This is a genomic window from Flavobacterium azizsancarii (assembly GCF_027980145.1).
Classification (GTDB): domain Bacteria; phylum Bacteroidota; class Bacteroidia; order Flavobacteriales; family Flavobacteriaceae; genus Flavobacterium; species Flavobacterium azizsancarii.
In genome coordinates this window covers 25,090-51,003 of record NZ_JAMZNK010000009.1, presented here as the reverse complement: position 1 = coordinate 51,003, position 25,914 = coordinate 25,090, and the positions used below count along the sequence as shown (strand labels likewise).

Annotated in this window: 13 protein-coding genes; 2 read left to right on the top strand and 11 right to left on the bottom strand. The window is 35.1% G+C overall.

The annotated features are described in order from the left end of the window. Positions 1–425: 425 nt before the first annotated feature. The 8 genes from NJT12_RS07810 to NJT12_RS07775 all read right to left on the bottom strand — a co-directional run bounded on the left by NJT12_RS07810 (position 426) and on the right by NJT12_RS07775 (position 18,558). A complete protein-coding gene (locus tag NJT12_RS07810; protein ID WP_271335323.1) occupies positions 426–1,238 on the bottom strand; it encodes a hypothetical protein in 813 nt (270 codons plus the stop codon). Positions 1,239–1,450: 212 nt separating this feature from the next. Continuing rightward, positions 1,451–2,095, bottom strand: coding sequence for a hypothetical protein (locus NJT12_RS07805; protein WP_271335322.1), 645 nt, complete (start codon positions 2,093–2,095; stop codon positions 1,451–1,453). A 73-nt stretch (positions 2,096–2,168) separates the two neighbouring features. After that, complete coding sequence (locus tag NJT12_RS07800; protein ID WP_271335321.1) at positions 2,169–2,744, bottom strand: hypothetical protein; 576 nt, start codon at positions 2,742–2,744, stop codon at positions 2,169–2,171. A 2-nt stretch (positions 2,745–2,746) separates the two neighbouring features. Continuing rightward, positions 2,747–12,652, bottom strand: a complete 9,906-nt coding sequence (locus NJT12_RS07795; RefSeq protein ID WP_271335320.1) for a SpvB/TcaC N-terminal domain-containing protein — start codon at positions 12,650–12,652, stop codon at positions 2,747–2,749. 75 nt (positions 12,653–12,727) lie between these two features. Further along, on the bottom strand, positions 12,728–14,692 hold the full coding sequence (locus NJT12_RS07790; protein ID WP_271335319.1) for a T9SS type A sorting domain-containing protein: 1,965 nt from the start codon (positions 14,690–14,692) through the stop codon (positions 12,728–12,730). A gap of 31 nt (positions 14,693–14,723) precedes the next feature. Then, positions 14,724–15,455 carry an outer membrane beta-barrel protein gene (locus NJT12_RS07785; protein WP_271335318.1) on the bottom strand — a complete coding sequence of 244 codons (732 nt, stop codon included), beginning with the start codon at positions 15,453–15,455 and terminating at the stop codon, positions 14,724–14,726. A 14-nt stretch (positions 15,456–15,469) separates the two neighbouring features. After that, a complete protein-coding gene (locus NJT12_RS07780) occupies positions 15,470–16,171 on the bottom strand; it encodes an outer membrane beta-barrel protein (RefSeq protein ID WP_271335317.1) in 702 nt (233 codons plus the stop codon). 719 nt (positions 16,172–16,890) lie between these two features. Continuing rightward, positions 16,891–18,558, bottom strand: coding sequence for a phospholipase D-like domain-containing protein (locus NJT12_RS07775; protein ID WP_271335316.1), 1,668 nt, complete (start codon positions 18,556–18,558; stop codon positions 16,891–16,893). A 648-nt stretch (positions 18,559–19,206) separates the two neighbouring features. On the opposite strand from NJT12_RS07775, the gene NJT12_RS07770 reads away from it, so the two are divergent. Then, positions 19,207–19,893 (top strand): nuclease-related domain-containing protein, encoded by a 687-nt coding sequence (locus NJT12_RS07770; protein ID WP_271335315.1) that lies wholly within the window; start codon positions 19,207–19,209, stop codon positions 19,891–19,893. Positions 19,894–19,918: 25 nt separating this feature from the next. Here the strand turns inward: NJT12_RS07770 and NJT12_RS07765 are convergent, their stop codons facing one another. From NJT12_RS07765 to dnaK, 3 genes are all read right to left on the bottom strand, one after another. Beyond that, positions 19,919–21,169, bottom strand: a complete 1,251-nt coding sequence (locus NJT12_RS07765) for a site-specific integrase (protein ID WP_271335314.1) — start codon at positions 21,167–21,169, stop codon at positions 19,919–19,921. Continuing rightward, positions 21,166–21,720, bottom strand: a complete 555-nt coding sequence (locus NJT12_RS07760) for a helix-turn-helix domain-containing protein (RefSeq protein ID WP_271335313.1) — start codon at positions 21,718–21,720, stop codon at positions 21,166–21,168. Before NJT12_RS07760 ends, NJT12_RS07765 begins: the two co-directional genes overlap by 4 nt. Positions 21,721–21,924: 204 nt before the next feature. Then, positions 21,925–23,811 carry a molecular chaperone DnaK gene (gene dnaK, locus NJT12_RS07755; protein WP_271335312.1) on the bottom strand — a complete coding sequence of 629 codons (1,887 nt, stop codon included), beginning with the start codon at positions 23,809–23,811 and terminating at the stop codon, positions 21,925–21,927. A 487-nt stretch (positions 23,812–24,298) separates the two neighbouring features. On the opposite strand from dnaK, the gene NJT12_RS07750 reads away from it, so the two are divergent. Then, positions 24,299–25,783 (top strand): redoxin family protein, encoded by a 1,485-nt coding sequence (locus NJT12_RS07750; RefSeq protein WP_271335311.1) that lies wholly within the window; start codon positions 24,299–24,301, stop codon positions 25,781–25,783. Positions 25,784–25,914: the final 131 nt, after the last annotated feature.

Below are 25,914 nucleotides of genomic sequence, written 5' to 3'. Positions count from 1 at the left end.
GATTATATCTTGATATCTATCATTCATTGTTTCAAATATATTAAACTTTCCAAAAATATTATTACGGATTTCCGTAACACACGTTTTATTTATAATAAATTGATAGTATTCTATTCCCCTTCATTTACAGTCATTTAAGAAGTTAAGCCTAAATAATCTGGATGGAAATAAAAAACATCATTCTCTGGCAAACAATTAAAGTAAAACCTTCGCCTGATTTTAAAGTTGTAAGTTCGACAGGTGAACCAAATTGTACTGGTTGTTCTGGTACACTCGCCTGCGCATTAAACGCTTGATTTCTTGGCCAACCTTAAGGTGGTTTGGGTTTTTAATAATTTACTTTGGATTAGTCTGCCGTAAATTCCGGAATATCGATTGAGTCTAAGGGTATGTATGATACTAAAAATATCATTTTTGGATTTTTACTATTCAAATAAATTCATTTTAAGTAAACTATTTATATAGTCATTGGTTGTCTTGCTTAACATGTCAAAATAATAAAATGCGTGTTTTTTTAAGTCCTCTCCAAATATTTCTGAATTATATAATCTAATCATCCCATTTCCTATAAATTCTTTATCTGTTCCTCGATCAATGACCCATTCCATAGGCGAAACTCGATTAACTGTTTTTATAGCAAAGTAACCTCCAAAATTATACGTTGGTTGATGAAAGTAAGGATGTCCAAATATGCCCAAATTACTTTTTTCTTTTAATTTAAATTTTTCGTTAACTTTAAATACAATCAAATTAAAAGGGGGTGTCTCCCAATCACCATGCTTCATTTCTTTAATCGTTTTGCTATAATTAACCTCAAAACCTATGAAATAGTCTTTTTGAAAATGCTTGTATCTTATTTGAGTTTTTCCATTCTGTAATATCTTGTCGAAACTTTCGAATTTTGTTTCCAATAAATGATTATAATAATTTATCCAACCTTCTATATTGTAAAATGGATCATTTATATATACTTTATAATAATCTTCTTCTTTTACAATTTTGTCCTCAAAACAATTAAAATTAGAAATTTCTTTATACGAACTTTCCTCTGCAGACGTCCAGAACTTTTCTTTAGATGAATTCTCAATTTCAATTTCGGCCTCCGTTAATTTTTCCAATATTTCAGGCTCTCCATTTGTACCATCAGTTGGAGTGTAATTATAAGACAGATTGTTATCATTATAAAAAATATCTAAATAATCTAATCGCTTTAATATATCGTCATTAATATTATTCATATTAACTGGACTTAGAAGATATGAATATAACGCTCTCTCTAAGTAAATATTTTGTATTTTTTAATTAATTTTAAAGTGTCTTCTTTTAAAATATCTGCATTGTAATTCATCTTTTTATAGCACTCATTCTTTTGGTCAACTTCGGTATTTCTATTACGATTTAACTACTTATAAAGTATAAATCAGCAACCTTTTTGTTGTAAATTATAAATTTACTTGCATTTTATTTTCTCAAAAATAGCCTTTAATTGATCCATGACAGATCCCGATTTAAAATCTTCTTTCGAAATTGCATCAACAAGTTTTGGGCAATCTGCAAAAGCCTCTCTTGACATTTTTCTAATTAATGAATTTGTTCCTATCGCTAAACCATTTGATGCTGTAGTAGCATAGCCAAATACTAATTCTTCACTGTCTTTTTTACCAAAAAAATAGGCTGTATTGGCAATAGTAACTACAGTACTTGTACCACCTGCATTTGGCCGACTTCCACCTTCCGATGCAATACCACCTATTTTTACATTTTTATCATAAACAATGTAAAACCACAGTTTTTTCTTAGATCTCGAAAATTTGCCTGTTAAAATATTAGCTGTTGTGGCATATAATCGTTCCGCTATATACTTTTTACTTTCTCCATTTGTATATTCAATTTTTTTGACATTGACACTTTCAATTTTTTCTTTTTTTGCTTCTTCATCATTTTTGAAATAGACCTTAGAATCATCACTTTCAACCATTTCGGCAAGACCTTTTTTTGTTGATCCGTCTTCCATAAATAAAACAGCTTTGATAAATTTAGCGTGTCCAGTTGTAGCAAATAATATCGTAACAGTAAGTAATATTATTTTTTTCATATTTAAATAATTTAAAAGTAATTATATAATATAACGACAATTTCAATGCTAATCAAATTTGGAAACATTAGTCTTATTTGACTACGTTACCTTCTTTGTCCGTTATATATGGTTTATGTAATTCATGCCATCTTTTTTCAAAAGAGTCAATATTGGCCATATCTTTTTTTATCAAATCGCTTAATTTACTGACTTCTTTGTCGAAACTACTTTGACTATTGATTTTCCCCAGTTTATATTCTGGTAGAAATAACATATAAAACAAAGGAGGACCTTTATAATCGTCGCTTCTTAATCGCATCTTAGTTGAATCATTAGGCGGAAGATGAAAGTTTATTCCCTCGCTATCTTTCAATTCATCAACCGAATTTAATTTTTCGTTGAGTTCAAAAATATTTAAGGTGATTTTTATGCGTTTCTCGCCTTTGAGCATACTAGCACTAATAAAATGCAACTTATTTTGATCTGTCAACTTGCATAATTCATAAGAGTAACCGCGAATATTTGAATCGTACTGTCCAAACCAAGAAGTTTTAAATGGCGACTTTATGTAACCGTTCTTTTCCAGCTCGGGGATCCCATAATTTTTAAAAATAGTATTCCTTGCGTCTAGAAGTTCTTTATCTGAGATTTTAAAATTATCGTTCATATTTAATTTTTTGTGTTTCTTTGTGCAGCAACTCCACCACCTGCGCCAACGGTTGCTGTTTTTGCAGCATTTCCAAGACCCTGGCTTGTAGTTCTGTCTATTATAACATTTGTACCTCTATTAATTGCAGTGCTTTGATTTCTTGTTAATCCAGATGTATTAAACTTACTTTCGACTATTAGTTTTCGTCCTGTAAATATATTTTTCATATCATGGTCAAATAATGCTTTAGCTTGTCTGCCAGTCGGAGTTCTGCCCCCAGTCAAAACTTCAGCTTTACCTTGACTAACATAACCCCTACCTTTGTATTTTATTTCGGAAATCGCTTCTCCCAATTTTCCTTTAGCACTTCTGGACAAATTGTTTGTTGAATTTTTAACAGCATTACCAACTAATTTACCTCCGGCACCTAAAACAGCACCAACAGTACCATCAACAACTACATCTCTAATTGTGGTTTTTTGTCCTTGAATAGCTCTGCTTGCAGCGCCTCCAACAGCATTAGCCCCTCCTGAAACACCAGCTGTTACGAGTAAACTTGCACCTCCGGTAAATCCGGCAGCACCTCCTACTACAGCACCTTGTACAGCAGCACCACCAACTGCTCTCCAATTATCTACTTTTCCATTTTTGTATAATTGAGTTCCTGCTTCTATGGCTCCGCCTATAATTCCTCCTATCAATGCTCCTGCGGCAGCGGTTGCACAATTAGGGCATTCTCCATCCGGATCTATGTATTTTACAGGATTATTGTATGAGAACGTATAAGACGCTAAGTTAAATGAATTAAATGCACCTCCGTTTGTAGATTCAGGCTCATCAAAAAAGTCTTCTTTCATCATTAATGGATCGACATTCAGCCATAAACTAGCCTTCATATCCAAATATCTCGCTCCATAATAGCTGAGATTCGTTTCTCTATCTAATTCCTTCCCATTAAACAAATAAGGGCTAGAAAACGAACTTGAATGCTCCTCAAACAATACCTCTCCAAAAGCGATGTACTCCACATGCTGTGAAATAGAACCGTTTTTGGCTGTAATATAAGAAGTACTTCCTAAATGATCGGCGTGAAAATAAAAAATATCATTCTCAGGCAGTCCGATTCCTGTAAAACCTTCTCCGGCTTTTACAGTTGTTGGCTCTATTGGCGGACCAAATTGCACAGGCGGTCCAGGAACATCTCCCGGCGCATTAAAAATAGGATTTCTTGGCCATCCTTCCGGAGGCTCCTGATTTTCCTCAACAGGCTTAAGCACCTCACTAGGATATGGATTTCCGGTAAATTCCGGCGTAGCATAAATTCCTTGCTGTGTTGGAGGTCCCGGCGGTAATCCAAGACTTCTCACATATGCATCTAGAACTTTTTGCTGTTCAGCAGTAAGATTAGTGTAATTAACTCCTCCTGCAGTTAAACCTAAAGGTTGTGCAAAAGTTCCGTTACCAAGTTTACTAACAATACGCCCGCTTCCTTCAAAATAATGTTTTGTAAATTTACCTTTTGTTATAACAAAATAAGGACTTACATAGCCCGTATAATCGTCAGTATGTATAATTGTGGCGGCATTTTCACCATTGATTGCCACGTTCTGAGAGTCGCCTGAACTTTTAATTACACGTTCTCCGTTACTATCATAAGAATATTGGTAAATTCTTCCATTATCATTAATACCCATCAAACGGTTTTCTTCGTCCCATGTCATTTTCCTGAAACTTTGGGTTTCAGTATAACTGGTTGGATTTCCGTTTCCATCGTATACATATTCACGCGGATCTTGTTTTGCAGCTTCTGCAATTTTATTGGGCGCATGCGGATGCAGTTCGTTATCATACTTGTAATCCAAAACATAACCTTTTTGCTCGTTATTTACAGTATGTAGCAAATCTTTTTTCGTAATACTATGTATTTTATTATACGTCATATTAAGCTCATAATTCGCTTTTGTAAATTCACCTTGATAAGTTCCTTTTGCAGATTTTAATCTATAAAAATCATCATACTGGTATTCTTGTGAAGATGTTCCTCCTAAGGTATTGTTTATTATTGGAGCTGTATTTTTAATATTCAATACGTTTCCAACCAAATCATAGCCATATGAATTGTTTATGACTACCCTGACACCGCTTTTTACCTGAAGCTGTTGTAATCTTCTCATTACAGCATCATAGGTATAATTGGTTTCGGTATCGTTACCGTACTTTAGATATTTACGTTGTTCGAATTCATCATAACTCAATTGTTTGACATAATCGTAGGTATGACTTTCTTTTTTACCTTGCATGCTGTGCAGATTTCCTGCACGGTTATAAGTATATTCTACAACCTCTCCATCTGGATAAGTCATTTTTTGAATTCGATTCCAAGTATCATATTCAAATTGCGAAATGTAAGTCTGCACATCAGTAGCTGTAATGCGAAGAGTACGTATTTCTTTCTCTATCTCGCCCAGTTTTCCAAAGAAAAATTCCTGACCGCCTGTTGCATCCTGAACAAACCATAGCCTGCCGCGTCGAGATGGAGTTCCGTCGGCTTTGCCATAATTATACTGTACATTATTCTGAGGGTTTTTAGGATATTTTATTGTTTCCAGGCGGTTATAATTATAAACGTATTCTATTGCACCGCCATTTGGAACTGTGTTTTTTAAATCTTGGGTTATACGTTTGGTTAAGTTACCTGCCAAGTCATATTCCATGGTTGTTGTTCCCGCATCAGGATGTGTAAAGTCAATTCGTTTTCCTATCCAGTCGTAACTAATTTTGGTAGTATGATCCATAGCGTCAGTTACCTTAATTGTTTCTCCTAACGCATTAGTTTCGATCTTTGTAATTAAATCATTTTGTATAACCGCAACATTTTGGCCCGTAGCATCTGCATAAGTCTGGCTTGTTCTGTTTAAAGCATCTGTTTGCGTGGTGCTTAATACAGGCAGTCCGTCATAATTTAAAATAGCATAAACAGTTGTACTAGTACTTCCGTCTGGCAATGTCACTTTTATAGGCCTCCCTACTTCATCATAATCAGTTTTAGTTGGAGCTATATTTGACAGCGCTGTACTAAAGTTGTTATCTATTGTAATAGTCGTTGTTGGATAATAGGTCGCTATTGGTCTTTCCAATCCATCATAAACTATTTTTCCTGAAACTACATGCGCTTCCTGATCCGGACTGCCTGGCTGTGTAAATAAACTTGCGGTTTTTTTAACTTGCAAAGGTCTTCCTAATCCATCTGTATAAGTATATGTTTCAATGTCTTTGCCTAGTTCAGGATCATAATTTCTAGTTTTGGCATAAGGAACTTTTGCTTCTGGAAAATATTCGTAAGCAATTGTATAGGCTCTCCCAGAAGCAATTTCGTAAGGTGCTTTAATAGTCGATGTTCGTCCTTTTGCATCAATCGTATAAATAGTACTTTGATCATTACGATCTGTCGTTTTAAGCGGTGTGCCAAAACGATAATCAAATTCTACTTTATTTTGGTAGCCAAACGCATCTTTAATTTCAGTCATGTATTGATGATTTTCTGCATCATGTACATACTCTAATGTCATACGCTGACCCTTGTGGTTTACAGGTCCGGTGATTTTTTCGAGGTTACCGTAAGTATCATAGGCGATGTCAGTAACGGCAATTTTATCTGCTGCACTATAATTTTTAATTTGCGTTACTTCTGCTGTTGTGGTATTGATTGTTGTGGCTCTTTTACGACGTAAACCTTCGGTAGTAAAAACTTCTAATTGTTTTGCTATACCACCATAATAAGGTGTTGTACTTTCATAATAACTTATTTTTGCTGTCACCTTATCAGCAGCAGAACCGTTTCCTAGATCTTCGTACTGAATAATATTTCCATTAGCATCATAGGTATTAAACGTATTTGTTTCTAAATATTCACTTCCTCCTTCGTATATTTTTTGATTGGCATGAATTAATCCGACAAAAATACGTTTGTCATCACACGAAGGCAAATTCAATTCTGAAACCGGGATATTTGCCTGCGTCGTCACATCAATTAAACTGTACTCGTTTTCAGACTCTTTACGCATTTTTCCGTTCTTGTCTACAATATAACTACGTTTTAAAAGATTCTTTCTGAAATAGTCCTGATTGTAAAATTCCTGAACGGTTGTTGAGAAAAGTGAATTATCAGCAGCATCAATTTCCTCTTCAATTACTTTTTCAAAACCATAAAATTCTCTTTCACGACGGTCCTGATACCCATTTTCATATCTAAATTTACTGATCGAATGATCGATACCATCACCAACATGTCCGTCAAAAACGTCAACAGATTGTAAAACCCATTTTGCCGAAGGATTTTCATAACTTGGCTTTAATAATTCATAATCTACAACATAACTATTCCCTGCACCGTTTGTAACACTTTTTAATTTGTTGGTTCTTTTGATATTTGATAATTGTGCAGTTAAGTGACCATCATCTTTTGAAACGACATAATCCAAATTTCCATCACCATCAATATCCGTAAAAGTACCTTCAGAACGGTTTGTACTCCATCCCTTACTTGCTCCAACAGTTGGAGTAATACGAAGTAGCCAAACGATAATATCAAATGAAAAATTTGCATTCATTCCGTAGCTTACTCCTTTATTTTGGTTCATTTCGGCAAATCTTGGGTAAACAATTGGCGCATCAAAAGAACTCCCTAAGTTTAACGAAACCAACATGGTATTGCCCACATATCTTATTTTATCGGCGAGCCCGTCCCCATTAATATCCATAAAAGATTCATCACTATCTGATTGAGATCGGGCATAATTAGCCCCTCCGGAAATCGATCCCTGTTTAATACTAAAACCTAAACCGGCGCTCCAATCCGTTGAATTACCTTTATTTAAAGTATTAAAATTCCAATTTTCGACTGGTAAAAAACCATATCCTGTATTTAAAAAAACATCTCCGGAGTCTAATATTTTATCGGGTAATCCGTCGCCATTAATATCACTGTGTAGCATTGTCGAGCGGTCTTCACCTTTCCCTTGAGAAGCACTTACAGAAATACTGTTTCCTCCTTTTTCAGCTTCTTTTGAAGCTGTACCTTCTGCTGAATCTTTTTTAACGCTTGCTTTTCCAATAGTTACACTCAATGAATTGGATGGTGCACCATGGCTATAACTTCCGCCAAAATTAGGTCCTTCAGAACTTGTTTTAGAATGACTGAAATTGTCTCCTAAATTAATTACTTCATCAGAAACAGTTCCAACAGGTATTGTCAACTGGACATTTTCTCCTCGTATATAATCTGGGAATCGGTCACCATTAAAGTCGCTCATGGTCTGGGTTACATACGAATCGCCATCAATAGATTTACTGTAACCTAAATTACCCGGACCTACGGAAACCCCTGCTGAGATACTTTTACTTTTGCTTTCGCTGATCATATCAAGAGCCGAGGTGCTTCCGCCCGCCAAAGTTGGCAAAGAAAAGTCCGTATAATCTGAAATATCATCTTCTCCTAATCTTGAAGTTCCAATCATTGGTCCTTTTATAAATATAGACTCTTCCAATCCTTCCAATTTCGTTTTTGCATACGAAGGATTTAAAGAAACAAAATAGCTATCGGCAATTTCGTATCCTTTTCCATCATAATTTTCAGGATCTGTATTATTTAAATCAGGTTCTGTATTATAAGCGTCTGATTGTTTTAGTTTATTCTGGTCTATTGTATTTGTAGCAAGATTTCCGTTTATAACAAATCCTCCCCAATTGCGTTGATATAGACCTAGTGTTCGTTCATCAGGATTTAAAAGGCTGTATATCGCAAAATCGTTTGTAGCAGCATTCCACACCACATCATCCGTCAGATTTGCTATATCTTTTAAATCAATAACCTGAACCTGAAGATTAAGGGCATTTATTTTTGGATAATTTCTAAGAATATTTACACAAAGCGGATTTGAAACTGTGGTTTCTAACTGAATTGGAATTCCTGCCACCGCATCAGGGTAAACCACTGCATTATCAAAAGTATTGATTACTTCTGTCAATGTTCCCGTGGTGAGCTGGTAGCGTTTACGCGCTAACAGCACATTATTTTGTTTGGCCGAAATAATTACTTCTCCATTATAATTATTAACGGTTCCGGGAGGAAAAGGAGATGCCAGCACTAAATCCTGTGGTAATATATTTAGTTTAACTTTTCCGTTAACCGTTGAACTAACCCCTGGAATGTTATAATTTCCTTCTCTTTTGTTATACAGCAAATGAGAAACTTCCATTGGAACTTCCTCCGCAACTCCACCCGGAATGGCTGGTACTGTAACGCTTGGAGCAAAAGAAATGCTTTGCCAATTGATATTGGTTTGCGTTTCTAATGCCATGGTCACCTGTGTTTGAGCTTCAAAGGCAGGCAGATTTATAGATGCTAAATTAAAAGCAGCAACTTCATTTGCTAGAAAAGTCTTTTCAAATAAAATTACCGAAGGGCTGGTTTGTTCCAAATAATTTTTAGTTATCACAAACCTAATATGATCTGACGTAACGGGCTTATTTAATATTCCTTTAAACAAAACATTTCCTGCTACCGGAATAGCTTTTCCTGCGATAGAACTGCTGAAAAAATCAGAACTCGCCTTATATGTTGCTAGTGAATATAAATTGGCATCTTTTAGCGCTACAGGAACTGCAAAATCGGCATTAACTAAATTTCCATTTATATCCCTGTCGAATTGCTTAACCGTCGAATAAGTAATAATCGGGTCCCAAATAACCGCATCAAAATTTCCGTCTCGTACAGCACTTACCCTAAAATACAAACGCTCTCCTTTTTCGACAGAAACTGCAGTATTTTGCTTGGTTTTGATATTATAATCTGTTGCACCAATGGCTTCGTTCCAAAGTAATTGTGTTCCTTTTTGAAAGTATAAATGAACACCGTCTGCTTTATCTTCACCGGCATTGTTGACATATTCTGCCCGAGCTTTTATTCTTTCGGGCGTTGATTCCTGCACTAATTGATATTGATGCGAAATAGAAATAATTCCTTTTACAGGAGCTTCCCACATACGCACAACATCATGCAGCGGATTTTGTTTTTCTATTTCTTCAATCGGAATTGTACTTACACCCGGAATAGTTACATTTCCACCTCCAAAAACAGGTGACGGAGTACCAGTACTAGTAGTTTTAAAGGTCGGGATTCCGTTTTCTAATCGGTTATAATATACCTGTCCGTTTCGCACGAAATCTATTAGTCCGTCTCCATTAAAATCCATGAAATAAGCCTTGGTTTTATTGGTCGAACGCTGCTGGTCGTAACCAATATTTCCAAATTTTAAATTTAAATCGACACCCCAATTGAATGAAGTGGACTTAGAAAATCCAACATCACTAATATTAATTTCCTGCAATTCTCCAAAAGCCAACTGTCCTGAGCCTGCAAGATTTTTTCTGTAGTAAACTCCATTTTTATTTTTGAATACTTTATCCGGTAGTCCGTCACCGTCTAAATCTTCTAATGTAACAGTAGTATCAGATGTTCCCCAACTATTTCCTCCGTGCCCTCCAACAGTAAATCCTTTAAGGCTTCCTGCATTGGTTGCTAAACCTATTCCAAGTCTGTAGCTGATACCTGTCGTTGAGCCCTCGGTACTACTTACTAATGAGTGTTTTCCAGAAAACAATGCATCACTGAATGATGGAATTGAACTATTTTTCAAATTATCGTTTGGTACACTCCAAGTCTGTTCCGGTCCAAATGGATTATATTTTCCTGAAGCATCTCGAATATCATCAAAATAATCTAATTTATTGGTATAAAATAAGTTTGACTCCGAATCATATTCTGAAATTGATTCTAGTAAAGTCTTTTTAAAAGCACCTTCTTTATACTGCAATTCATAACTGCGAATCATTTCATTTTTAAATCGTACTTCTATTTTTCGTAGTAATTGATTGTATAACTGTTTGAAACCCAATCGCGCTGAAACCTGAACGTCAGGGCGATTTGCTTCTCCTAAATCCCCATTTTTTACAAACGTGACACTGTAATTTCCTTTTTGAGAACCAAACCCTGTATAATAGACTTTTTTAAGATACATCCCCCCATCGCGTTTGTCATACTCGTATTCTACAGTATTTCCATTTAAATCAACCTGAAGACAAAGTGCCCAATATCCGACATTCCCGTTTGCATCCTGCAAAATACCATTTGTTGCAAGTCCTGAAGTTGTACCTCCATAATAGCTAGCAGTACCACTTTTATCTTTTACTATCCAATAATAGTTTTTAGGTGAAGATCCTTTACGGATGATCTGATGAAAAGCGCTTTCACGTCTTGGATAAAATTGTTTGTCAGTAGTTCTTCCAGTCCATTCTGCTCTGTGTGAATTCGGAATCAAGGCTTCACCGGCAATCGAATATGTTTCTGTTTCTTTAGCGGCATCATATCTTGGTGCTCCCCAGCGGGTTTCGATACTTACTGCCGGAGCCGAAATATCCCAGCCCATACCTGTCCAGCTGTGCCCGCCGTCACTATCATATTGCAGATTTAATGATGGATGCATTCCGCCTCTTCCGCTTGGAATTACAATAGAAAAAGCTGTACTTGCTGTTCCTCTTCCATTTGCAGAAGGCGTCTCTATAGACTGAATCCCAACGAGCGGACTTGCCGCTTTTAGATCTTTGATGCTCGTTGAAGTATAACCCGAAGTTTCTGGAGATTCAGGCATTTTTACAATACCAGCAATAAAATCGGTAAAATGTGTTGTTTTAGCCTTAATTATTCCCTGTTTAATATCCAATGAATCTTTTGCAATTTCTTGCCAAAGACGTTTGTTGTCATCAAAATAAAAAACATTAATATCTTTCTCTGTATATCCTTCCGGAATTATTTTCTTATCATACGGTATTGATAAGGTTACGGCTTTTTCAAAAATAGTTCCATGTGGCAATAATCTAAAACCTGCATTTATTCCGGTAACATTCACCATTGAAGAGTTAAGCGGTGCAATGTCTATTTTTCTTAAACCGCTAACAGATACAGTTATATTGTTTTTAAGAGCTCCAACAGGAAAAATAGCTAAAAAATTCTTATACAAAAGTGTATTATTAGTTTGAAAATCAATAGTTTTAAAAATGCGTTCTTTTGCATTTTCAATAGGTCTGAAACGATCCACCTTGGAAAAATGCTTTAATTCTAATTTTTCTTTAACGATAACTCCCGTAATTGTTTCCTTAGTAACCACAATTGATTTTCCTATTGTTGCTGCATCAAAAATTAATTCAAATTCCGGTTGATTAAGATCAATATCAATTCCGCCAATACTAATTTTTTTTATCTGAGAAGGTATATTGGTTCCTTTGATGTATAGCATATTCTCGAATCTTAATAATGTAAAATCACTTGAAGGAAGTACTGTTTTATAAACAATGTGTGCATTCCTGATTTTATATGAATTTGAAACACCTTCAGGAGCTGTAAATAGCAAAACGTTATCTCCGGCACGTAATAATTTTTCAGAAAGTAATTCCGATTGTTTTGTCCAGTTTTTATTTTGAGATAAAAATTGACCTCCAATACTGGGCTGATTGTTTAAACTTCTTGAAATCGAAGCTGCCTGATCGTATCCGTATAATTCGTATTCTAAATAAGCACTCTCTCCATTTGCAGGTAAAGCATCTACTTTAAAATGAAAAACGTTATCATAAGCATCATCCGCAGCGGATGCGTCGGCGACACCGATGATTCCTTCTGTAATATCTGCCGAAAATGATTTTACAGTTTTATTTTCAGTCTTAAGAATTGCTGTTGAATCTGTTTTTGAAACCGCTGATTCTTTTTCAGAAGCATTTTTAGTAAAAAAGGAAGCTATCTTATAAGGTCCAAAATTTGCTGCGAACAAAAACGAACCAATTAAAAATACAAGTATTATAATTTTATTTTTCATAAAGAAGATAATCAATTTACCCAAACGTTTATTTAAATCATTTCTACAAAGTTTATTTTGCCAAAATGGAATGAATTATTTCACAATAACTTTAAAGGTTTTTGTGCCAAATTCTGAACTAACAGACACCAGATACATTCCCGATGAACTATTGATAGTATCATCATACAAATAAGTTTCTATTTGAGTAAGGTGTTTTTGTTTTATAATAGATCCTGTCAGAGAGTAAATACTAATATTTACATCTGTCTTGTGTGGATATTGCATAGCCATAGAAAAATGACCATCTGTAGTTGGATTAGGATATAAAATAATTACACTCGAATCGGTAATTTCTTTTCCATCTGTAGCGATAGCAATCTTGGTCGCCGTTTTACATTCCTGACCATTTAATAGTCGTAGTTCGTAATTACCCGGCTGATCGACTAGAATTTTAGGATTATTGTCTATAAAATCGCCTTCATAAAACCATTGGTATTCATAATTTCCTGCTGGTAAACCTGCACTTGCATCAAGGGTTATGGCATTTCCACCCGTCAATAAATAATCTGATTTTAAATTGGGGAATGTTCCTTGCTTATCAGCCACAAAAACGGTTTCCGAGTATAAATTTCCTTTTGCGTCACGAACAATATAATCATAAGTTCCAGAGGAAAGTTGTAATCCTGTAATGCTTTTTGCAGCCTGATTCCATTGCTTTACAACCACATCGCTTCCGTCTTCTTTAACGGTAACGGAAAAGGGAGCTTCGCCACCTTCAATGCTATAATTTAACTGACCGGATCCTGATATGCCACAAGTAGCTTCCGTTATCCAGACCCTGCTAAACATTTCCGGCGCGACCTTTAGCGTAAATTTTGCTTTACCTGATTTTTGTTTGTCCCAGTTAAAATCTTTTAGAACCAATTTTTCTGTACTTGACGTGCTTGCCAAACGAACATATTCTGAATCTTTTTCGTCATAGGTTCCTTTACCGGAATAATCAACCAACAACCAGTAATAGGTATCTTTGGGTAAAGTGCCTTTTACAAAAGCAGGGTTAAAAGACCAGTCAAGACTAAGGTCTCTTGGATTTGTAAAATCCAATTGCCATTGTCTTGTAATACCAATTGGCTCTCCTTGTTCCTGTTTTTTAACCAAGAGATTTTTTCCGTTATCACTCCAAAAAGCAAAGTAGTTATTGGGTATTGTGCCCGATTTACTTTTAAGTTCTATTGTCAAAAGCCCTTCTTCGATCATGTTGCTGCTCTTTAGCTGCAGTAATCCGCTGGCATCATCTCTTCCAACTCCGGTAATTGAGGAATTAAAATTTTTATGATGGTCGATATCCCAAATAGTTTCTCCCTGACTGTTGAGGTAGTTTTTATTTTCAAATTGCGAAAGCGAAATACCATATTTAATTCCGAGGTAACTGGCTACTTTCTGGGTTTCTTTACCCGATAAAACTCTGTTGTAAACTAGAATTTCACTGATATTTCCTTTAAACTCTTCAGGAGGTAATTTCTCAAATTTAGATTTTTGCCCAATCGTTAATGACGATAGCTTTGCAACACTATCCGTTACATTCTGTTGAAAAAAGTGAATGTTGGCTTTATGAGGTTTTATCTTTTCCGGGTACGATTGATAGGAGTATTTTTTTAGATCAACCAAACGTTTATTGGTCGCAACTGAGAGTGTTTTTTGCGGATCATTTATCGCCCATAAAAATTGTTCTTTCAAACTGTCTTTTACTTTGTAAACGATAAATAATGTCTGACGTCTTTTACTTTCTATGCCCAAAGGTAAGATCAGGGAATCCTGAGCCGTGTCAAAAACTATACTTGGGTTGAAATTAAAAGCTGCTCCGGTCTGCTTTTTTTCGGATATTTTCCCTTCTTTTTTCGTCAGGCTTTCCCAATAATAAGCATCTGCGTTGTTTCGGGTTTTAATCCAAAAAGACGGATCAATGACTGCTCCGGGCAATGCTTTTTGCTGAGAAAAAACCAGATTGCTTGCCGATAGAGTTATAAAAACCAATGCTGAAAAAATCTTTCTATACATAATTCTGTATGTTTTAAAATGAAATCTACCCTTAGAAATTGGCCAGATCATCAAAGTCAAAAGAGTACCCAATAATGAGTGAAATACTATTGATTTTGTTTTTGTTTTCACTGTAACGATGCCCGTTTTCTTCAGTTGTCAAAGCATCAGTAAGTCCTAAAGTATATCGGGCTCCAATAGATAATTTAGAACTGAATTCATATCCGGCAGACAACATTCCATAGAAATAATTTTTACCGGTAAGTGATTCTTTTAGTACTTTTTGCACATTGGCATCCGGTTCAAAATAAGTGCCCGAATCACCAAATATTTCTTGGGCATTCGAGGTGTATTTAATATTGTCACTGGCAATATTAAATCCAACATAAGGTCCTGCACCTATATAAAACCCTTCAACCGGATAATATTTAAACTGTGCACCAACGTTGATATAGCTGTAACCAAAAGTCATTTTATATTTTAAGCCTTTAATATCTTCATAATTTAAATCGGTACTTTGACCTGAATAGGATATTTCAGTCTGAATACTTACTTTGGCATAAGGATACTTCCAATTGATTACCAGACCTGCCGTACCTCCAAATTTGCCTTCTTCTTTTAAAGTATATCCTTCATAAATTCCTTTTGGTACTATCACATCTGGAAGATTTGACATTTTTGAATAAATACCGCCACCAAAAAGACCATACGTAATTTCTCTGTCACCTTGTGCAAATAGAGATTTTGTGCTCACTACTAGTAGTAGCAAAATAATTTTTTTCATGTTTTTTATTGAAATTACCATTGATGAAAACTGTAGCCTAAAGAAAAACTAAATACTCCGCTTTTGTTTTGATTTTCGATAAACTGAAAAGAAGATGCATTACTTTTCACCATATCTTTTACTCCTAGATAATACCGTAAATCGAAGTGAATACTTTGGTGCAATTCATAACCCAATGCAAAGCACAATGAAAAATCGTCTGCGCCGTCAAGACCATCCTGATAGAACTGTCTGGTGGCAACATCGTACATTCCGCCAGCTTCGTTAGATTTATAAGTAATATTGTTAGGAGATAAACTGATGCCGTAGAAAGCACCAAATCCTAGATTTAAACCTTCGTAGGGATATACTTTATATAAAGCTCCAATCTGCAAATAGGAATAATTTAATCGTAATTCAAATTCCTTGCCTGTAGTATCGTGATAATTGACAGTTTGAGAAGACTGTCTGAATAAAAGTTCCGGCTGAATGGCAACACGTGTATCGTAAAGTTTACAGTTTAAAAAGAAACCTCCTTCGATTCCGTAGCCACCTTTGCTTTCCATAACACTATTATCAAAAGTGTTATCTCTGCCTTTAATACTTTCGGGTAGATTACTGATTTTAGAATAAATTCCTCCGAGTTTTAATCCGTAGGTAATATTAGTCTCATTTTGCGCGCAAAGATTAGTGTTAAAAAAAGAACAAAATATTAATAGGTGTAATAGTACTTTCATTAATAAAAATTTTTGCGAATATATGTATTAATTTCTGATTTTTATCTCTAATAAATCGATAAAACTAATTAAAATCTTACGTTAAAACTTTACCTATATTTAAAACTCCGGTAAGGACTACAGTAAAGTATTTAATGGGTTTTTTAAATTTTTAAACTAAAGAACATTTCACAGTTATTGTTATCTAAAATTTATTATCTTGTATGCAGTGCATTTTAAAAATGTTTTTAAAAAAAAAAATGTTAAATACTTAATGTATTTATCTAAGCGACATCCCAGGAATTAGTTTCTATTCCCTTTTTCTATGTAAGATGAAAAAGCTTAAAATATTTTCCTTATGAAGCACTAAATTTAACGAATCAAATCCTAGTTCCAAGCTATCAACACGCTCTAAAATGGGAATAAGGCACTCGATTGTAACGACATCATCTCAACTAAGTATTTTTTAATAACAATTAGCATTTCAAACACTAATAATAAATTGCTCATATAAAAGCTACGAAAATGAGGCGCTATGAAGCATTTCTTCTGATAGGAATGCTCAATAACTTTTCTAAATCTTCTAAAAAAAGTTCGACATTTGTTCGGGCGGGGCTAAAAAATAGTACTTTTCTCCTTACATGAAATTAATGATTCTGTTTTATTACAAAACAAGATAAATACATTAAAACAAAAATGGTGCAGAGCGGAACAAACACTCTAAATGTTAAACGTAAGACTTACGAGGTAACCTGAGCTACATATTTTCTTTTTGCTGAATTTGGAGTATTTCCAAAACTGGATTGCCACCAGTCATCCGTGCGCAATGGTTTGGGTGCTTCATCAATATTTCGCCACTCTAAAGACTCCCTGAAGGAAAAATGCGAGAACAAACGCATGAATTCTCCAAAATAAATATCAGCTATTCTTGTATTTCCTCTTACCAAGAGCATATTTTCGTCATTTTTAAGCGTAGAGTTATCACTGAAATTTGCAGAACCTCCAATAACAATAGGATCGTCACTTAATGGGTCAATGAGCATAAATTTATTGTGGATATAATTAACATTACTGTTTAATCCCGTGAGCCGTTCTTTCATCCACCCATCAAATTTATTTGTCCTGATAAAATTCCCAACTGCAAAAACATTTTCAGGCATATTCCTAAGTTCCTGTATTTGACTCTCATCAATTATTTTTTTTTCTTCCTCGGTTTTCCTATATGGACGCGTCTTTTTTTCCATAAGTGCTAAACGAAAGCCGGCTGAGGAGTTCCTATATACATCTTTAAATATATCGTTCATGCCAAATGCAAAAGTCATAAAAAGAGCATCCTTGGCCCTTGATGCCAAATTTCCGTAATATTTTAAAATGTCAAGGTTTTTTCTGGGACTGAAAACCACGGATATACCTGACGGAAGATCTGAGGGAGGTACTGAAGTCATTCCTTCTACTGATGATATCAGGTCCACAAGCCCGTAATCATTTTCAAGAGCAGTCCAATATTTAAAAAACAAGTCTGCAACAGCGCCATCTTTTACAACGTGCGCCACATTCGAATGACCAAAAATTCCTCCGTCAGAAAAATTAGTTCCACCTGTCCATACCTCTACTGGTATGTCATTCTCAAGTTTTACAATAAATTTGTTATGGGAAATACCAGAAGGATATGTCGTTCTAGGCGTGCTGACCTGATCTAAATGATGAGAAGCAATTAAACTTTTATTTACATCGCCGGGATACACTTGTTTTGCATCATAAACGATTTTTATGTCGACACCATTTCCATTATTATAAGTATCTTCAATCACTTTTAATAATGGCTCATAATTTAGTTCATAGGCCGCAATTCTTAATTTATGTTTACCTGGATCGCAGGCAGTGATAAATTCAGTGAGCGCCTCGTAAACTCCCCTTGACAGCCAGTCAAAAGCTCGATTATTTGGAACCTTATCAGGTACAAGGTCTCCAAATCTTCGCATATATTCCTGCGAAGCGGCCGTACCTCTGTTAAAATACACAATCTGGTTTTCCACTTTAGGGTCTTCGGTAGTAACTTCAACAGAGCATTCAGCAAAAGGCTGCAGGTCAACCGGGCTCCCTTTTAATGCGGTAACTTTATATGTATAAGTTTTACATGGCTCAGCACTATAATCTGCCCACTGAAATATTTGTATAGGATGTTCATTAGAAGGATATAATGAGCCGGCAGGGAAACCGGGATCAGTTTCCTTAAAGCACTTCATTCCCTCTAGAAATTTTGCCCGTCCGGTGTCGTCGGTACGTAAAATCGAAAAACCTAACAGGCCTTCACATTTTGCTTTAGGTAAATTAAAACCAAGAGTTACAACATAAGTTCCTGCAATTGCATTGACTTTCAGGCCGGCATTGATGTTTGATGTTCTCATTTTTGTATGTTATTTAAAATTACCGCATGTATTAAAAAAATTAAATCTTTAAAACAATAACCTGTTATGAATTTAAATTGCTTAAAGTTTATAATGTGAAAACTAGTACAATTTTACACAAAAAAAAGCAGGACCGCACAGGTAGTTATACGTGATTCAACACTGTAAATCAATATCTTAATTCATAATTCGGTATAATTTTTGTTTTATGTCACTTTCATTATTGCCAATCAATTAAAGTTCTTTTCTAAAATGTATCTGCTTCTATCCATTATTATTAGAGGATTAAAATAATAGTGATCGAGGTACTAGCAATCAACAAGGAAAAAAACATAAATTTATTTTACACAATAATTATTTTTTCTTGCTGAAATCCCTTTAATCCAAGCAATTGTGAAGGTAACTTGTACTTCGACTTTACAATAGTCATTGCACTAACACTATTGATACTTGTATTCAAAAGAGCTGTTTAACTTTTGGTAAAAGTTTATTTATTCTAGTACATATATTTCTTATATTCGTTTAATTAACCTGGAAATCAAATTAAGAAGAAAAAAAGTTGTTATTCTTCATTTTATGGGAAGGAAATTGCTTTATTACTGCTATTCTGAAAACAGATGTTTAAGAAGATATTCAAAATGATATTTTATGGTAATCGTTGGCGTAATTTTATTAGCTATTTTGATCTTTATCTTATTGTACATAAGAGACAAAAAATTATTAGAGACTGTTACAAAAAGTCATCGTGGCACAAAAACGGAACGGCAGTTAATTTTGAAACTTCTAAAAGCAAAATTTCCTGCCCAAACTATTTTTCACGATTTATATATTAAAAACAAATTTGGAAATTATTCTCAAATTGATTTAGTTCTTGCTACTAAGGTTGGCATTATAGTATTTGAAGTAAAAAAATATAGCGGATGGATTTTTGGCAATGGAAATCACAGTAAATGGACACAGGTTTTAGCTTATGGGAAAGAGAAATATTATTTTTATAATCCAATTCTTCAGAATAAAAAACATGTTGAGGAACTTAAAGCACAGAAAACTGATTTTCAAAATATTCCCTTTTTTTCTGTGGTAGTGTTTTTTGGAGACTGCGAATTTAGAGATGTCAGTTTTATTCCAACTAATACATATCTAACTAAATCACCACGAGTAATTGCTGTTGTAAAAAAAATTATTAAAGAAAACGACCAAGCAAAATACAAAAGTAAGCGTGATGTTGTTAGTATTTTAGCCGCAGCTGTCGAGAATGGTAGCAATCATAAAATCTCTGAAAAACATATTAAAAATATAAAAGACATGTTGGGAGACGAGCGAATTTTTCACTAACCCCATATTGATCCCTGTTAAAAAACTAGTTATATTTTGGATAGTAATCTTTTAGAGCCCAATGATGCCAAATTTGACCAACTGGGCAAAGATGATCTTCCTTTGCTTTTTTCCATGTGGTGTGCCCCAGCATTTTACTGACCGTATAAATGTCTGTTCCGCTCGATAGCTGCAATGTTGCAAATGTATGGCGAAAGCAGTGGAAGGTAATATTTTTTTTAATGCCTGCCGATTGAACCCATTTTTTCAGAGGGCGTGAAATCCACGACGGGTCTGGCAGATCCTCAAAAACAAGCTGTCCGGGAAGCCGTGGTTCACCGCATAGTTGGAAGGCCTGCTGGGAAATAGGCATATATTCCACACCCTTTGTCTTTTTCTGCGTAAAATGCAGTTTAGCCATACCATCTTCCAGACTTATCTCTTTCCATAGGAGTTTCTGAATGTCGGAGTGCCTCAGACCTGTAAGGGCTGAGAAAAGTGCGGCTCTTTTAAGGACGTCTTTTTCACAAGTCGCCGATGCCAGTACATTCAATTCTTTAATGGTCAGATACTCACGTCTTGACTCCTGATCCGGAATGCCTCTTATTTTTGAAGATAAATCAACTGTTAGATATCCGTCGATAAAGGCCTGTTTTAAAGCTGCTTTAAAAATGGAGAAATACCTTGCCGCAGTGTTGCGGGAAAGTAGTCCTTTTTTGCCTCCTCCGAGCGGGGCACCCAGCAGAAACAGTTTAAAATCTTCCGCCATTCTGCTGTCAACCTCGGAAAACATCAGGCTGCCTTTGGAATAGCTTTTTAAAAATTCTTTGGTCCGCTCCCAATTGATCTGAATGGATTTTGAACCTCGGGCGTGTCTTTTAGCCGCCACAGCAGCTAGATATTTAATAAAATCCTCTTTTCCTTTCTCTTTCTGTTCAGCCAATAGGTTATCAGCATCACTGTACAGATCTATATTATCGTATTCTTTCTGCCGGATTTTACGCACTGCGTCAGCATAGATCATTATTTCACGGTCGCTCTCGCTTCTGCACATTATAATTCCGTTATCGCTGCGTCTGGGTTTGTAGGATTTTATGCCCTCTGCATCTGTGCGGGCAGTTCTTTTCTTGTCCCACTCCACTGTTGTTATGGATCTGTTTAAATATTCACGGATTCTTTGGGGCGTTTTCTTTCCGGAAACCTCAACAGGATAGCTTTCTATGTAAACATACCATTCTTTTTGGTTTTCTGCTTTTCGAAGACGCACAGTCACCTTGGTTTTTGCTAATTGATTCATATAAAATCATTTCCGTTATACAAATTATCAATTTCCGTTTTGGGGGCATATACATGTTTTCCAATCTGTCTGGTCGGGATTGAATATTTCCTGATATGATTGTAGACTGAACCTTCTGATATCTGAAATCTCTGGGCTATTTCACCGATGGAATAGCAGTCTTCTTTTTCAAGGCTGTATAATTTTTTCTTCGGTGCGCTTTCAGCCTGAGACACGCTGCGCGCAGGGCCGAACATCTCTTTCATGACTCTGCGGTCTATCCTTACAAGGCGGGTTCCTAAATTAACTGAAGGAATTTTTCCCTCGCTCACAAGCCGGTAAAGGGTCCTTTTAGCAACACCAAAAAGAATGCCAGCTTCAGCAACAGAAATAAAGACCCTGTCCTTGGGTATTTTATCTGCCAGCGCTTTGAGCTCCGCTTCCTTTTTAAGCTGCAGCATCTTCTGTTTGTATGCCTTTTTACTGCATTTAGCTGAGCAGTAGACAGAAGTCACGCTTTTGGGCAGAAATCCGTCTCCGCAGATAAGACATTGTTTATCTAATCTCTTCATCTCCCTTATCCCTGATTAAGTTATCATTAGCAAAAATAAGTGCCACTTTATCGCCTTTTAAGTGCCGGTACAAATGTGGTACACATATATGATAAAAAACGATTAAAAAATACCAGAAACAAAAAAGTAATAAAAAGAAAAAGCGCTGTAAACATTATGTTTACAGCGCTTTAGCACTTATTATTAACTGATGTTAATCAGTACTTATTTGACTTCTTCGAATTCAACGTCTTCAACATTGTCTCCAGATTGCTCTTGTTGTGGAGCAGCTTGTTGACCTTGACCTTGTTCACCTTGAGCATACATAGCTTCTGTAGCTGTTTTCCAAGCTGCATTGATGTTGTCAAGAGCTGTTTGAATAGCTGGAATGTCTTGAGATTGGTGAGCCATTCTCAATTCAGTTAAAGCGTACTCTACAGCAACTTTATGATCATCAGCTAATTTGCTTCCTAACTCTTTCAATTGAGATTCAGTTTGGAAGATCATGCTGTCAGCTTCGTTTAATTTCTCAGCTCTTTCTTTAGCTATTTTGTCAGCATCAGCGTTAGCTTCAGCATCTTTTTTCATTTTTTCGATTTCTTCAGCTGTTAAACCAGAAGAAGCTTCGATACGGATATCGTGAGATTTTCCAGTTCCTTTGTCAGTTGCAGAAACTTTGATGATACCATTTGCATCAATATCAAAAGTAACCTCGATTTGAGGAACTCCTCTTGGCGCTGGTGGAATACCATCTAAGTGGAAACGACCGATAGTTTTGTTATCAGCAGCCATCGCTCTTTCTCCTTGCAATACGTGAATTTCAACAGATGGTTGAGAATCAGCAGCAGTAGAGAAAACTTGTGATTTTTTAGTTGGAATAGTAGTATTAGACTCAATTAATTTAGTCAATACACCACCCATAGTTTCGATACCTAAAGATAAAGGTGTAACGTCAAGTAACAATACATCTTTTACATCTCCAGATAAAACTCCACCTTGAATAGCTGCTCCAATTGCAACAACCTCATCAGGATTAACTCCTTTAGATGCTTTTTTACCAAAGAATTTTTCAACTTCCTCAGCAATTCTTGGCATACGAGTAGAACCTCCAACAAGAATAACTTCGTCAATATCAGATGTAGATAAACCTGCATCTTTTAATGCTTTAGCAACAGGCTCCATAGAACGTTTAACTAATGAATCAGTTAATTGCTCAAATTTAGCTCTTGATAATTTTTTTACTAAGTGTTTTGGTCCTGAAGCCGTAGCTGTAACGTATGGCAAGTTGATTTCAGTTTCTGAAGAAGAAGACAATTCAATTTTTGCTTTCTCTGCAGCTTCTTTCAAACGTTGCAATGACATTGGATCAAGACGTAAGTCAATACCTTCTTCAGCTTTAAATTCGTCAGCTAACCAGTCAATAATTTCGTGGTCAAAATCATCTCCACCTAAGTGAGTATCACCGTTTGTAGACAATACTTCAAAAACTCCGTCTCCTAATTCAAGAACAGAGATATCAAAAGTACCTCCACCTAAATCGTAAACAGCAATTTTTTGATCAGTTCCTTTTTTATCTAATCCATAAGCTAAAGCTGCTGCTGTAGGCTCATTGATGATACGCATAACTTTAAGACCTGCAATTTCACCAGCTTCTTTCGTAGCTTGACGTTGTGCATCATTAAAGTAAGCAGGAACAGTAATAACCGCTTCAGTTACAGTTTGACCTAAATAGTCTTCAGCAGTTTTTTTCATTTTTTGAAGAGTCATTGCTGACAATTCCTGAGCAGTATATAAACGACCGTCAATATCCACACGTGGAGTATTGTTGTCACCTTTAACTACTTTGTAAGAAACTCTTTTTGCTTCGTTTGTAGTCTCAGCAAAAGTGTGTCCCATAAAACGTTTAATAGAAGCAATCGTTTTTGTAGGATTCGTTACCGCTTGTCTTTTTGCAGGATCACCTACTTTAATTTCTCCACCTTCAACAAAAGCGATGATAGATGGCGTTGTTCTTTTTCCTTCTGCGTTAGGAATAACAACTGCTTCGTTACCTTCCATTACAGAAACACAAGAGTTCGTCGTACCTAAGTCAATTCCGATTATTTTACCCATTTTTTATATATTTAATTTTGATATACTTAATTTTATAACTCAGGTGGCATAAGTCAATCTCTGTGCCAATATAAAAAACCAAAGAAAATTGTCAGTTTTCCTGTCGGTACATAAAAAATAATCTGACAACATGACATTTTCAAAACCTGACATTCGTGGCATATCAGCACTTTACGTGTCATTATCAGAAGCTGTTTCCTGCTGTAAAAGCCTCTGGACGCTTATATCTTTTTATCTGTCGCTTTTCATAAATAAAGGATAACGCTCCTATCCTACCATGTACACAAATCGTAGAAATTAATTTCACCAAAGAATTGGTCATAATTAGTGAAATTCATATTTCTTTTATGCTTGTATCTCGACAATAGTCTAAGGCTGTTGCAATTGTTTCATAAACCTTTTAAGTTCAAAAAATCATAGTACACTAAATCCTTCAATAATTAATCATATAAATACTATATATTTGAAATATTCAAATTCTATTTCAATGAAACAGTATTTTAGACTTATCTTACTATTACTTCTTCCTCTGTACTCAATTGGACAGATAAAAAAAGACCATATCGAAATTATTGGAAAAATTACAGGAAATCTCCCCGATATAATCGAATATACTTTACCCATAAACGGAATAGATTATTTTGGATTTACTGATTCTGTTCAACCAGATTCATTAGGTAATTTTCAAATAAGTCTTCCTCTGGGAAAAACTTCTTTCATCGATTTATCAAACAAAAATAAATCATTCGGAACCTTAATTGCTGAACCAGGAATGATTTATAAAATACACATTAATACGGAGGTAAAAGAAAACCAGTTTCGAGTAGCATCTAAGGACGAAAAAGGACAATTACTATACAATCAAATCCCTAACCGAATGAGTGTTGGCGGTCATTTTGAAGTCGAAACAAAAGAGTATCTACAAGACAGCGTTCCTTCTAACATAAAACAACAAATAAAGAAAAGCCAAGAGATCGAATTAGAAGGTTTTAAAAAACTATTAAAGGACAAAACAATTTCTAAAAATTTTTATAACCTTGTCCGGACAGATAGAGAATACTTTTACAAAGGCATACAGGGAAGTGTCTCTTTTATAAATCTTTTAAACTTACCCTACAAAGAAAATAAACTTAGCGAGGAACAATACAAAGAACTCTGGAGCGAAATTTTTGAATCAAATCCGGTAACCAATCCCGAGATTTTAAGTTCTTCGTGGTTTTTTCATTACGCCGAGAATTATTTGCGCTATAAGGATTTAATTATTGAAGGAACTACTCTGACAGCACTTTCAGAAATCAACAAACAAGGGCTAACTCATACCCACAATATTAATAATGCAAAAAAATACTTATCTGGTCCACAGTTAGAATATTATTTTGCTGCCTATATACACTTTGAGACAATCAATAAAAATTACGAAAAAGAATTGATTACACTTTTTGAACAATTCAAAAAAGAATACCCTTCAAGTCCTTACACTCCTTTTCTGGAGCCTGTTATCATACCTGTTCTGGTATTTCATAAAAAACAAGAAGAACCTTTGAATGAAAAAATCAAATTTATTCCCAATTCTTCAGCCGTCAATTCAGTAAAAGAAGCGATAAAAGGATTATATGGCAAACAATTTTACGTTGATATCTGGGCAACCTGGTGTGGTCCGTGCAAAGCAGAGTTTAAAGACAATACCAAATTATATCAATTGTTAAAATCAAAAAACATTACGATAGTTTACATTTCTATAGACAAAGAAAGTCGTGAAAACCAGTGGCACGATATGATTCATTTTTATAATCTCGAAGGGATTCATATTAGGGCAAATGAAAAATTAAATACTGATTTAATAAATTTATACGGTAATTCATCTCTTGCAATTCCATGGCATTTCCTAACAGACGAAAACGGAAATGTTATTAAAAAAAGACTAAGCGGTGCTTCTGAAGTTGAAAATTTAGAAAAACAACTGAATGAATAAATTGCCTAATCATTTACACCAACAATAAACCCCAATAGAGTACCAACATTCTTACTGTACTATTTCTTATATCTTGTAATAGAGAAAACAAACGATGAAATACTATTTTAAAATTTTTCTACTATCAGTAG

Coding starts and splice junctions, on each gene's coding strand:
- NJT12_RS07795 (WP_271335320.1), bottom strand. CDS start 12,652: ATGAAAAATAAAATTATAATACTTGTATTTTTAATTGGTTCGTTTTTG.
- NJT12_RS07775 (WP_271335316.1), bottom strand. CDS start 18,558: ATGAGAACATCAAACATCAATGCCGGCCTGAAAGTCAATGCAATTGCA.
- dnaK (WP_271335312.1), bottom strand. CDS start 23,811: ATGGGTAAAATAATCGGAATTGACTTAGGTACGACGAACTCTTGTGTT.
- NJT12_RS07785 (WP_271335318.1), bottom strand. CDS start 15,455: ATGAAAAAAATTATTTTGCTACTACTAGTAGTGAGCACAAAATCTCTA.
- NJT12_RS07750 (WP_271335311.1), top strand. CDS start 24,299: ATGAAACAGTATTTTAGACTTATCTTACTATTACTTCTTCCTCTGTAC.
- NJT12_RS07800 (WP_271335321.1), bottom strand. CDS start 2,744: ATGAACGATAATTTTAAAATCTCAGATAAAGAACTTCTAGACGCAAGG.
- NJT12_RS07780 (WP_271335317.1), bottom strand. CDS start 16,171: ATGAAAGTACTATTACACCTATTAATATTTTGTTCTTTTTTTAACACT.
- NJT12_RS07810 (WP_271335323.1), bottom strand. CDS start 1,238: ATGAATAATATTAATGACGATATATTAAAGCGATTAGATTATTTAGAT.
- NJT12_RS07790 (WP_271335319.1), bottom strand. CDS start 14,692: ATGTATAGAAAGATTTTTTCAGCATTGGTTTTTATAACTCTATCGGCA.
- NJT12_RS07760 (WP_271335313.1), bottom strand. CDS start 21,720: ATGAAGAGATTAGATAAACAATGTCTTATCTGCGGAGACGGATTTCTG.
- NJT12_RS07765 (WP_271335314.1), bottom strand. CDS start 21,169: ATGAATCAATTAGCAAAAACCAAGGTGACTGTGCGTCTTCGAAAAGCA.
- NJT12_RS07770 (WP_271335315.1), top strand. CDS start 19,207: ATGGTAATCGTTGGCGTAATTTTATTAGCTATTTTGATCTTTATCTTA.
- NJT12_RS07805 (WP_271335322.1), bottom strand. CDS start 2,095: ATGAAAAAAATAATATTACTTACTGTTACGATATTATTTGCTACAACT.